Origin of the sequence: Agrobacterium sp., from assembly GCF_032092815.1 — a bacterium.
Classification (GTDB): Bacteria; Pseudomonadota; Alphaproteobacteria; order Rhizobiales; family Rhizobiaceae; genus Agrobacterium.
Genome location: NZ_DAMDBP010000004.1, coordinates 120811 through 132010 on the forward strand (window position 1 = coordinate 120811; position 11200 = coordinate 132010).

The window sequence follows — 11200 nt, forward strand, 5'->3', positions numbered from 1 at the left end:
AACCGCGCGGACAGAACACCAAGCGGCACACCCAACACCACCATCATGATGCCGGCGACGATGACCAGCTCGAGCGTGGCCGGCAGGAACTGTGCGATGTCGGCTGTTACCGGGCGGTTGGTATAAAGTGAAATGCCGAGATCACCGCGCAAAAGATTGCCGATGAAGTAGCCATATTGCTCGATGAACGGTGCATCGAGGTGCAGCTTCAATCTCAAAGCCTCGACGGCCTCAGCCGAAGCATTGGGGCCAAGCGCGATACGCGCCGGGTCGCCGGGAATGATCCGGGCTATGGCAAAGATCAGCAGGGATACGCCAAAAAGGACAATAAGCGACGTACCCAGCTTCTTCGCAAGAAGATGCAGGACAGGAAACATCTGTTTTCTTTCAAGGGTTAAAGGGGTGCCGGGCGAGCGTTCGCCCGGCGCGTTGCCTTTACTCGTTCATTTCCATCAGGCGGAATGTGAAACCGAACGCTGCAAGAGGAAATGCCTTGGCAGGATCGGTAAGCGCTGGCACGGACACCTTGGGCGAGGCAGCAAAAACCGAAATCTGGTCCTGGCCATAGATGGACGGGGCAATGGATTTCAGCTTCACACCAAGCTCCTGATAGATCTTGGCACGTTCTGCTTCGTCGGTTGTTTCACGGCCCTTGTCGAGCAATGCGTCAACCTCCGGGTCCTTCAGATGTTCTGGCGACATCCATGTGCCGGCAGCACTTGAATGATACATGCTGTATAGCAATGTATCAGGGTCGCCGGTCATGGTGTTGACGAAGACCTGGCTGATTTCAGGTGTGTTTTCTGCCTTCGTTACCTGTTCGGAAAACAGCGCCCAGGGCATTTTCTTGACGTTTGCCTTGATACCCAGCTGCATGAAGTTGGCCTGCATCAAGAGGGCAAAACGTTCTTCAAGCGGCACCTCACCAATCCAGGAAATATCCATCTTGATATCTTCCGGTTTGTATTTGCACTTGGCCAGATGTTCCTTGGCCTTGTCGATATCCTGCGCCAGTGTCTGGTCTGCAGGCAGGGAACCCATCATGCCAACAGGGATAGGGCCAGTGGCGGCACTGCCCTGCGAGATGGTGTCGTTGACGGCAACGATTTTGACAGCGGCGTTGTAGTCGAAGGCATAGGACACGGCGAGGCGGCATTCGACATCATCGAACGGGGCCTTGGTGGTGTTCATCTTGACGTAGAAGCCAGAGGTGCCCCCCTCGGTCAGCAGCTGCGCACCGCTGGCTGCCAGTGACTTCAACACTTCCGGCGGCAACCACTGCGAGGAAATTTCGTGCTGGCCCTGCGAAATCAGGGTTCTGACGGTGGCGGCTTCCAGGCCGTAACGCAGTCGTACCGTATCCGGTGCCTTGGCTGGAACGCTGGTGAAGTAGCCGGCATTTTTGGCCATGACGGTTTCTTCCTGCGGATTGTGCGAGACAACCTTGTAGGCGCCACTGCCGGCAGCATGTCCGGAAAGATAGGCCTGTCCCCAGTCCTTCATCTCACCGTCACCTTCGCCGAGGTTTTCCAGTACCAGCTTTTTGTCAACGATTGGAAGACGGGTGAGCGCGGAGATGAAGGGGGCATCCTGTTCGGAAAGCGTGAATTTTACAGTGGTTGCATCAACCGCTTCAGCCTTTTCAACCTTGGTGAACAGGTAGGAAAGACCTGCGCCCAGTGCCTTCATGCGATCGAGCGAAAACACGACATCGTCTGCAGTCAGTGGATTGCCGCTCTGGAATTTCACATCATCGCGCAGCTTGAACGTATATGTCGTTCCATCGATTTCCCAGCCGGTCGCAAGGTAGGGATCATATCCAGGCTGGCCCTGCTTGGGGATGACCAGCGCGTCATAAACATTGAACATCAGGATGGAGTCGGCGTAGTCCGAAGCCTTGGCTGGATCGAGTTCACCAACGGGTGATTCATCCAGTCTGAGCACGGTTTCGGCCTGGGCGTATCCGTAGAGGGAAGCCGTGGCAATCAATGCCGCGGATAGTAGTTTCAGGCTGTTTTTCATTTCCTGTTCCCCTTTTTTGTTATGGGCTTATTGGACTTCATGGGAGGCGTTTTGGTCCCGATGACCGGCTGCTTTGGAGCGCTGCGGCGGCTGGCTGCGCGTCTCACGACAAGACTGTCGCCGTCACCGCTGCTGTGGTCGTCCCCGAAGACATCCATCGTGCAGGTGTGAAAAACGGTCGTTGGACTTGTCGTATGGTTCCAGGTCGCGTGGACCCGGGTGGAGGGGAAATGCGCGGAATCACCAGCTTCCAGAATCATGCGCTCGCCATCGATCTCGATGGTCAGCGCACCTTCCAGCACGAAGAAAATTTCCTCGCCCTCATGCGACATCGGTTCGCTTCGATAACCCGGCGGCTCATGGATAAGGGTGCTGCGCAGCACATTTCCCGGAAAGGAGGCGGAAAGGCGCTCATAGGTGACGGCGCGCCCGGCTTCACCACCAAGCCCATAGGCCTCGCGGCTTTCGCGGCGTGTCACAGAGGAATTGGGTTTTTGAGAGTTGAAGAATGAACCCGCGTCGACTTTCAGGACACGGCAAACGGCGACCAGTGATGTCAGGGAGGGGACGGTAATGCCGCGCTCGATCTGCGAAATGAAACCGACTGAAAACCCGGCCCTATCGGCAACCTCCTGCAAGGTCAGACCCTGCTCTTTACGGCAAAGGCGCAACCGTTCTCCCAAAGGCTGAATCTCGGCTGCGCTATGCGCAGTGCCGCTGACAGGATTCATTTTTAGTTCCACTCTTTTTTAGTATTACTTCAATCAAAAGATCGCAGTGGAATTTTGTCAAGCATTTTTTAGTCAGACTAAAAATTCTATCCTTGGTTGATTTCGATGATGTCGAGGCGAAGGTGCTGCGTGCGGCTGTGTTCTATTGGCCGTTGCACGCCGAAAAGAAGAGGTTTGAAGATGGTCACTCTTCAGAAACCCGTGGGAAATCATCACCTCTATTTCTGATGGCTAAGAGACAATGTTGGTCATGCCCTAAAATAAAACTGGGCGTGAGTAGCGGAGTCGGGGAACTGGCCGCGGCATTTATCAATAATGCTTGAACTCAATTTTACGTTGTTGTTCGTTCGATTCAAATGACCGTTTGGGTTACTCGAACTTCGCTCGCAACTGGTTCAGCTGGTCATGCATTTGCGTTGCGCGTTCTGGATTGCGTGCCGAAAACCGGAAGGTGAGCAGATCACCGATCACCGTTGCGCCGATCAGCCAGCTTGCCAGCTTGGAGGCGACGGCCATGGAATGCAGGGCAACCGTGACCTTGTCCCGAAACAACTCATTCAGCTGCGTGCCGGAGACGAGGACGGTCGAGACACCGATCTTTGCGGCATGATCGATCAGGGCTGCCACATCCTTGCGGCGTGTGGCGGCGTGGAAGATGACGAGACAGTCACCTGGGCGCAGACCAATAGCCGCATTGGCGAGATCAAACCCGCTGCTGGCGAGGACCCGTGTGACAAGTCCCGCGCGCAAAAGGCCGGTTGCAAGATGCCGGGCTGGCTGTTCCGCCACGCCGATGCCCAGACACCACACCGTACCGGCGTTTTCAAATAGCGATACCGCCTGTTCCACAGCGGCAGGATCCAGCGCTTCGCGGGTGGATTCCAGTATCTCCTGTGCCGCAGTGAAGATGGCATCCCGTGCAGCCAGAGCGTCGGGGGAAACAGATTTTATCTTGTGGCCGAGACGTTTACCGGGCGAGGTATGGGTGGCAATGGAGCGTGTGATCAGCCGCTTGAGTTCGGGCAGACCGGAAAAACCAAGACGGCGAGCCGTGCGGATGACCGTGGCATCGCTGGTGGCGCTGGCTGCCGCGATTTCCTCGGCGCTGCGAAAGGCCAGATCAGCTGGTGCCAGCGTCAGCAGGTAATCCGCGACGCGACGCTCGGTGCGTGTCAGCGTGCGCGCATTGGCATCATAATGTTGCTGCAGCAGGGCCGAGGCTTGGGCAACGCCCTGATCTCTATGTGATGGGTCAGTCATTCAAGGTGCCTAACACAGTGTGAGGAAGCCGTCACTCTATGACGCAGCGGCAAGCGGCAGGCAGAGCGGGGTGCCATCGGCTGGGTGAGGAACGACCATGGCAGCAACGCCAAACACCGTCTGGATCAATTCAGCGGTCAGTAGGTCTTGCGGGTGACCGGCGGCATGGATGCCGCCATCGGCAACGGCGATGATATGGTGGGCGAATTGCGCTGCATGATTGAGATCATGAACCACCATGACCACGGTGCGGCCCTGATCCCTGTTGAGTTGACGCAGCAGCTGCAGCACCTCCATCTGATGGGCGATGTCGAGATAGGTGGTGGGTTCATCAAGCAGCAGGATCGGCGTTTCCTGAGCAAGGGCCATGGCAATCCAGGCGCGCTGACGTTGTCCGCCAGACAGGCGGTGAAGCGGCTGGTTGGCAAGATCAGAAAGACCGGCGGAACTGAGCGCCTGATTGACTACAGCCTCATCATGCGCACTGGAACGTGCAAGCAACGGCTTGTGCGGATAACGGCCAAAACGGCACAATTGCCGCACAGTCAAGCCATCCGGCGCGATTGGATTTTGCGGTAAAAGCGCCACGATGCGGGCAACGGCCTTGCGTGGGCTTTGGGCTATGTCCCTGCCATCCAGCAATACGGTGCCGGCGATCGGGTCGAGCACCTGTGCGAGCGTGCGTAGCAGTGTCGATTTTCCGGAGCCATTGGCACCAATCAAGGCTGTGATCTTGCCGTCAGGAATGGCCAGAGAAACCTGATCGAGAACCGGCGCTACACCATAACCCACGCTGAGCGTTGCTGCTTGTAAACGGTCTTGTTGAACATCAGCCACGGCGGCGCGCCTCCCATAACAACAGGAAAAACAGGTAGGGACCGCCAATCACCGAAGCGACGATGCCGGCTGGAATTTCATTGGGCAATGCGACCAGCCGACCGATCAGATCGGCAAGCAGGAGCGCCAGTGCCCCTGTAAAGGCGGTTGCCGGAACGAGATGGCGGGCACGCGGCCCGACCATAAGGCGGGCAATATGGGGTGCGAGCAGCCCGAGAAAACCGATGCTGCCCACACTGGCAACCGCGCCTGCCGTCAACATCACCGCGGTCAGCACAAGTCCGGTGCGCAACAGGCTGGGCGATATGCCCAGGCTTTTCAGTGTGTCGTCACCAAAGGCCGAGATATCAAGCGCCATAGCGAGCACGACAATTGCGGGCAGGCAGGCGAGAAGCCAGATCGACAGTGACAGGATGTCGGACATGGTGCTGCCGTAAACGCTGCCTGCAAGCCAGACCATGCTTTGATCAATGCCGCGCGGGTAGCGCACCATGAGAAACTGCATCATCGCTTGTGCCAGGGCGCCGAGTGAAACGCCGACAAGGGCTAGTGTGGTAACGCCGCCGCCAAGGCCACGGCCAATGGCGAGCAGCAGCATGGCGACGGCCCCGGCACCGGCTATAACACCTACCGGAACACTCCAGACGATCCAGGCCGGCGGTGCAAAGATCAGTGCCAGCATGGCGCCGAGGCCCGCGCCCTTGGTAATGCCAACCACGTCAGGAGAGGCGATCGGATTGCGCAGTGCGACCTGCAGGAACAGACCTGCCAAAGCCAATGCAGCACCTGAAAGCATGGCGACAATGACGCGTGGCAGGCGGTATTGCCCGATGATGAAGGCGTCTGGTCCACCGAAAAGACCAGCCACCACACGGTCAAGCGGCAATGGCACTGCACCGAGTGCCATGCTCACCAGTGCCAGAACGACGAGCAAGACCGCCAGACCGACACAAACAAGCGTGGTGCGCAGCGGTTTTGATGTGGCGGGATCAACCAGCGCGATGCTCATGGGGTGCGGTTTCTCCAGGTGATCAGCAGGAAAGCGGGCGCGCCGAGGATGGCGGTGACAATGCCGACCGGTAATTCTGTTGGATAGGTGATGAGCTTGCCGCCAAGGTCAGCGCCAACCAGCAGAAGCGGACCGGCAACTGTACTTAAGGTCAAAACAGTGCGCATGTCCTCGCCAACGAGACTGCGGATAATATGGGGCACCATCAATCCGACGAAACCGATGGGACCGGCGACGGCAACGGCCGAACCAGCAAGCAGCACGATCAGCACCGAGGCAAGACCACCGGTTCTGCGTGCGTTTTGACCAAGTGACTGCCCCGTGCTGGCATCAAGCGCAAGCAGGCTGAAGTGATGGCCGCCTGCAATGGTGACGGCAATGCCGGCCAGAGTGAAGGGCAGGATGGTCATGACTTTCGACCACTGTGCCGAGGTGACCGAACCCGCCAGCCAATAGACAATATCGGTGGAGGCGTTGTTGGCGATGAGCACTGCCTGCACAAGTGCGGCCAGCACCAATTGCAGAGCGACACCGGCAAGCGCCAGCTTTAGCGGCGTGATGGCGTTGGACAGGGACAGAACCCACATGATGAAGCCGATGCCCGCTGCTCCGGCAAAGGCTGGCAGTACGGTCGTTCCACCCGACAGACCTGGAAAGGCGATGATACAAACGACAATGGCAAGTGCTGCGCCGCCATTTATGCCGAAGGTTTGTGGTGAGGCGAGCGGATTGCGGGTGAGTGTTTGAATGAGTACGCCAGCGACGGCGAGATTGGCGCCCACCAGTGACGCCAGAAGCACGCGTGGCAAGCGCACATCCCAGACCAATGCGGTTTCGACCGAGGCATCGGGTTGAAACAAGGCACGTAACGATTGCTGCACCGAAAGATCGGCAGCACCAACCATGAGGTTGCCGATGGCCGTTACCACAAGCAGCGCAATCAATAGGCCCAAAAGCCAGAGTGGATGGAGACGCCTTTCGGCGCTCCATCTGGCCTTTTCTTTCTTATCGGCGGCAGGTGTTGCGGCCACCTGAGCCTTATTGGGCATTGAAGACCTTGGTCAGAACGTCGTTGGCAATCAATTCTGCCGTGCGCAGATCGCGGAAACGGGCATACTGGTTGCGGTTGACCTCAAAAACCAGGTTGTTCTTTACGGCCGCGATGGCTTTCCATGCCGAGTTGTCCTGTACCCGGTTGAAGATCGTGCCGCCTGGATCGGTTGCCACGAGCAGGACATCAGGATTGACCGCAACGAGACGTTCGAGGCCAACGCCGCTTTCAACGGGCTTGTCGGCGTTGATCGCTGTTTCGACGCCGATGGCTGCGAAGATCGAGCCACTGAAAGAATCCGATGTGTGCAGTGACCAGTTGTCAGCCGTCGCCACCGCCAGCATGAATTTGCGGTTATTGTCTGCTGGAATTTTGGCTGCGATGGCGGCTATTCTTGCATCGTGATCGGCAACGACCTTTTCGCCCTTTGCCTTGTCGCCAACCGCGTCGGCGATCGTTACGACAGCATCCTTGATGTCCTTGTAGGTCCCATCCCAGCTGTTGAGCACGATGGTGGGAGCGATGGCGCTCAGTTGCTCATAGATTGCGCCGTGGCGACGTTCATCGGCAATGATGAGATCAGGTTGCAGGGCGCTGATAAGCTCAAGGTTGGGCTCAAGACGGGTGCCGACGGAACTATATTCGATCTTTTTGCCAAGGTTTTGCTCGATGCGGTCTGGCTGGTTGTCATCGGTGATGCCGACCGGCGTGATACCGAGCGAATCCAGCGCCTGCACAAAGGAAAACTCCAGCGCAACGATGCGAACAGGCTTGCCGGTTATTTTGGTTTCACCCAGTTCGTGCGTGATGGTACGCGCATCCTGTGCCTGAGCCGGCAGGTTCATCAAAGCAAGCACGGCAAGGGAAAGCGCCGCGCAGAGGACGTTGAGGGGACGTGTGAAAAAGAAACGGATCAAGGTCATGTGTGTCTCTCGGCGGCAGGGCCGCGATGTCTCCAGGGCGATGCCACGGCGGCGTCACGTTGGATTGACTACACATTTGTAGTTTTTATTTCAATATACTTTCTTCAATTAGTCATGTTTAATGTGTGCGTATCTCGTCATGCACGTCGACCGCGCTATTGTTCCTGTGGTATGCAGTGCAAGGGACGGTGCGGCATGGCATGGCTCTCTTGTTTGGCAAGCGGACGCCTTGTGGCCGTGATGGAAGAACAGATTGCTGGGCATCTGCCCATTCACGTGATATGGCCAGCATCGCCAGTGATGTTACCACGTTTGCGGGTGGCGATAGACGCGATTGTACGAGCGACACGACCTTTGCTGAGCGATGGTGCGCTGACTTAGGACGTTTGAACTTCAAGATCGGTATCGGCAACAGACCGTATGGCAGGGCCGTGGGTTGTCATCCAGACCGCCAGCGAATCCAGCGTTGGTTTTAATGTCCGTCCGAGTTCCGTGATCTCATATTCCACCCGCGGCGGCATTTCCGGGTAGACGGTGCGTTTTACCAAGCTCTGTCTTGCGAACAGCCGCAGGTGGCGGGTCAGTTCCTTTTGCGTGATAGGTCTTGCTGCCCGCTGCAGCGTGCTGAAGCGCACAGGCCGGTTTTCGACAATCAACCGGTAAAGCACGGGAATAGCCCATTTGCCGGAAATCAGATTGACGAAGTCAACCATGGGGCAGCGTGGCCCCTGTTCAAACGGCTCGGCACTTTTTTTCATTTTTTTCCTTTAGTAGCAATTTGGTGCCTACTATACAAAGGATAGTAAAGCCATGACAATCCTCCTGCAACACAAATAGGAGACATTGCATGGGACGCCTTTCAGGCAAACACGCCCTAATAACCGGTGGGACAAGCGGGATTGGTTTGGAAACCGCACGCCAGTTTTTGAATGAGGGGGCGAAGGTCGCCATAACAGGACGTTCAATTGAACGGCTTGAAGAGGCCAAACATCAATTGGGTGGCGATGTCATCACCATTGCCAATGAGGCCGGTGAGATTGAAGCCAGCGTCAGCTTGCGGCAGAACTGGCAAAGATCTGGCCATCTGTCGACGTGCTATTCGTCAATGCCGGTGATGTGACCCATCGCCCATTGCAGGACTGGGACGAAAAAACATACGACGCGCTGTTCGCCACCAATCTCAAGGGACCGTTTTTTCTCGTTCAGGCACTTTTGCCGCTTTTCAAGACGTCGGCATCAATCATCCTGTGCGGTTCGGTTTCCGCGCATATCGGTTTGCCGCAATCCAGCGCCTATGCCGCCAGCAAAGCTGGCATTTTGTCACTGGCACGCACTTTGTCTGGGGAGTTCAAGGATCGTGGCATCAGGGTCAATGGTTTAAGCCCTGGACCGACTGAAACGTCTGCATTGGGCAAGCTCGGTCTGCAAAGCGATACGGAAGAGGCATTACGCCAGGAAATTCGCCAGTTGGTGCCAATTGGACGCATGGGCACGCCGCTTGAACTTGCCAAGGCAGCGGTATTTCTTGCCTCAGACGAATCCGCCTTCGTCGTTGGTACGGAATTGCAGGTCGATGGTGGGGTCGGTAATCTCTGACGCAAAACTGCAGTTATCAATGATCGGGCGCAGATGCGCTCGGTCTGTCATTTTGCCAGCCATGACGTTTAGAGAGAATAGGCCTGTTGATCATCGGGGAGATATTGATGTTTTCAATATGTCTCATGCGCCGATATCTTGGGGTGCCATTCGGCACCGGATGCAGGCCTTGATATCTGTCTCATCCCGCAATTTCATTGCGTGAAGAAGTGGCGAGGTCATCGGCAACATTTGTCCCAATCACCGGGATTGGCACACGCTCCGGAAGGGACGGTTATTAGAACCGGCCCTTGACGGCAGCGCTGATGTGCGAACGGCTTACACCGATGTCAGAGAGTGTTCTGTCGTCAAGAGCGTGCAGCTCGGCGGCAGCTTTGCGTTCGCGGAAGAATTTCCGGACAGTTTCATGCAGTTTCATTTTGCGTAACCTTTGTGTTTTGGATGCGCAAAATATGCCCATTTTCATGCCAAAAATACAGGCATTTGCTTGCATGGAAGGCATGCAAAAATGCCGACCGTGCACGCGCTTTGCGCAACTTCTTGCCCCGATATAAGGAAACGCTATAGCGGCAGAATGGACTTGTGTTGGTCAAACGACGATCGTCTCCGGTGCTGCCTACGCCACAGATACGATCAAACTCGGGATCGTTGCTTCGATGAGTTGCACTGCGAACCATAGTGCGGTGCGCTCGGGTCTTGATGTTCTTCGGCCGTGATCAACCGTTATGCAGCTTGGGCTGGGTAGTGATGTTTCCATTCCGCAGAACATGGTGGTTGCCAAGGAAATCGAGATGAAGGGCTCGTTCCGGTTCCATAAGAAATTCGGGCTTGCGGTGGACTTCATCAACAAGGGCCATGTTGATCTCAAACCACTTCTGACCGGCGCCTTCCCGCTCAACTCCAGAGCTGTCGGTTGGGTGCAGGGGGCGTGATAACGGTTCTTTCTCATTGGTCAGTTCGTGACGGCGCATGACGATCCCCGTTCAAGGAAATCGAATCATAAAACGCCATCAAAATAAACCCAGGTATGGGCATGCAGCCTAGTCTTCGCGCGCGACATTGCTGAGCGGCGAGGTGCCCCCATCTGAGAAGCCGCGATAGCGCAAATGGCTGCGGCTAAGGTGTGCCCGCATGGCTTCTCTGGCCTTTTCGGAACTGCCAGAACTGATTGCCTCGCAGATGGCGCGATGTTCGACCACGGTATTTTGAATGTAGTCAGGCGTGATAAGGGCAGGGTTCAACTGCTTGGAGAAGGCGGGTTGCGGCAGGATCTGCAGGCTCATCAGGCTGAAGAATTCGATGAACGCACCATTGTTGGTGGCTTCGGCGATGGAGCGGTGAAAAATGAAGTCGAGATGATCAAGTGCTGCTTCGTCTTCCAGTGACGATTCGAACTGCCGGGCAGCGTTCCATATGTTGGATTCCTGTGCCCATGAGCGGCGGGTGGCCGCAAGCCCTGCGGCATGCACCTCAAAGGCCATTCTCAATTCGAGCAGGTCCATGAATGATGTTTTCAGACGCGCAAAAGGTGCAAGTGCCACATCGGCATCATAGGTTTCTGGCTCCTGCGCATTCGCGCGTGGCTGGTTGCGAACAAAGACGCCAACCCCGTGGCGTGATTCGACGATGCCGTCAGACCGCAAAGCCGAGACCGCTTCACGAATAACTGTTCTGCTGACGCCAAATTGCTGAGACAGTTCATTGAGCGAGCCGAGTTTGAATCCGGATTCCAGCTGGCTATCGCTGATATGTGTTTTCAACGCCTGTATGG

The 11200-nt window shown here is 56.3% G+C and carries 10 protein-coding genes and 3 pseudogenes; 2 read left to right on the forward strand and 11 right to left on the reverse strand.

Annotated features, from left to right (window positions below):
• From RT613_RS03365 to RT613_RS03405, 9 genes and pseudogenes are all read right to left on the reverse strand, one after another.
• A pseudogene (locus tag RT613_RS03365) lies at window positions 1–377 on the reverse strand (ABC transporter permease); the annotation flags it as partial.
• A 58-nt stretch (window positions 378–435) separates the two neighbouring features.
• Window positions 436–2022 carry an ABC transporter substrate-binding protein gene (locus RT613_RS03370; RefSeq protein WP_313612983.1) on the reverse strand — a complete coding sequence of 529 codons (1587 nt, stop codon included), beginning with the start codon at window positions 2020–2022 and terminating at the stop codon, window positions 436–438.
• On the reverse strand, window positions 2019–2753 hold the full coding sequence (locus RT613_RS03375; protein ID WP_313612984.1) for an XRE family transcriptional regulator: 735 nt from the start codon (window positions 2751–2753) through the stop codon (window positions 2019–2021). The genes RT613_RS03370 and RT613_RS03375 overlap by 4 nt, the downstream gene beginning before the upstream one ends.
• 369 nt (window positions 2754–3122) lie before the next feature.
• Window positions 3123–4013, reverse strand: a complete 891-nt coding sequence (locus tag RT613_RS03380; RefSeq protein ID WP_313612986.1) for a MurR/RpiR family transcriptional regulator — start codon at window positions 4011–4013, stop codon at window positions 3123–3125.
• 36 nt (window positions 4014–4049) lie between these two features.
• Window positions 4050–4850: an ABC transporter ATP-binding protein gene (locus RT613_RS03385; RefSeq protein WP_313612988.1), complete on the reverse strand. Its 801-nt coding sequence runs from the start codon at window positions 4848–4850 to the stop codon at window positions 4050–4052.
• Window positions 4843–5859, reverse strand: a complete 1017-nt coding sequence (locus RT613_RS03390; protein WP_313612990.1) for an iron ABC transporter permease — start codon at window positions 5857–5859, stop codon at window positions 4843–4845. Before RT613_RS03390 ends, RT613_RS03385 begins: the two co-directional genes overlap by 8 nt.
• Window positions 5856–6908 carry an iron ABC transporter permease gene (locus tag RT613_RS03395; protein WP_313612992.1) on the reverse strand — a complete coding sequence of 351 codons (1053 nt, stop codon included), beginning with the start codon at window positions 6906–6908 and terminating at the stop codon, window positions 5856–5858. Before RT613_RS03395 ends, RT613_RS03390 begins: the two co-directional genes overlap by 4 nt.
• Window positions 6898–7833, reverse strand: a complete 936-nt coding sequence (locus tag RT613_RS03400; RefSeq protein WP_313612994.1) for an ABC transporter substrate-binding protein — start codon at window positions 7831–7833, stop codon at window positions 6898–6900. Before RT613_RS03400 ends, RT613_RS03395 begins: the two co-directional genes overlap by 11 nt.
• Before the next feature lie 377 nt (window positions 7834–8210).
• Entirely contained in the window at window positions 8211–8591 is a 381-nt protein-coding gene (locus tag RT613_RS03405) for a helix-turn-helix domain-containing protein (protein ID WP_313612996.1), read from the reverse strand.
• An 89-nt stretch (window positions 8592–8680) separates the two neighbouring features.
• On the opposite strand from RT613_RS03405, the pseudogene RT613_RS03410 reads away from it, so the two are divergent.
• Window positions 8681–9429: pseudogene (locus RT613_RS03410) on the forward strand (SDR family oxidoreductase).
• Window positions 9430–9706: 277 nt separating this feature from the next.
• On the opposite strand, the gene RT613_RS03415 reads toward RT613_RS03410, so the two are convergent.
• Complete coding sequence (locus tag RT613_RS03415) at window positions 9707–9847, reverse strand: DUF1127 domain-containing protein (protein ID WP_313612998.1); 141 nt, start codon at window positions 9845–9847, stop codon at window positions 9707–9709.
• Window positions 9848–10094: 247 nt separating this feature from the next.
• On the opposite strand from RT613_RS03415, the pseudogene RT613_RS03420 reads away from it, so the two are divergent.
• Window positions 10095–10328: pseudogene (locus tag RT613_RS03420) on the forward strand (L-idonate 5-dehydrogenase); the annotation flags it as partial.
• Between the two features lie 141 nt (window positions 10329–10469).
• Here RT613_RS03420 and RT613_RS03425 read toward each other — a convergent pair.
• A complete protein-coding gene (locus RT613_RS03425) occupies window positions 10470–11198 on the reverse strand; it encodes a FadR/GntR family transcriptional regulator (RefSeq protein ID WP_313613000.1) in 729 nt (242 codons plus the stop codon).
• Window positions 11199–11200 lie beyond the last annotated feature (2 nt).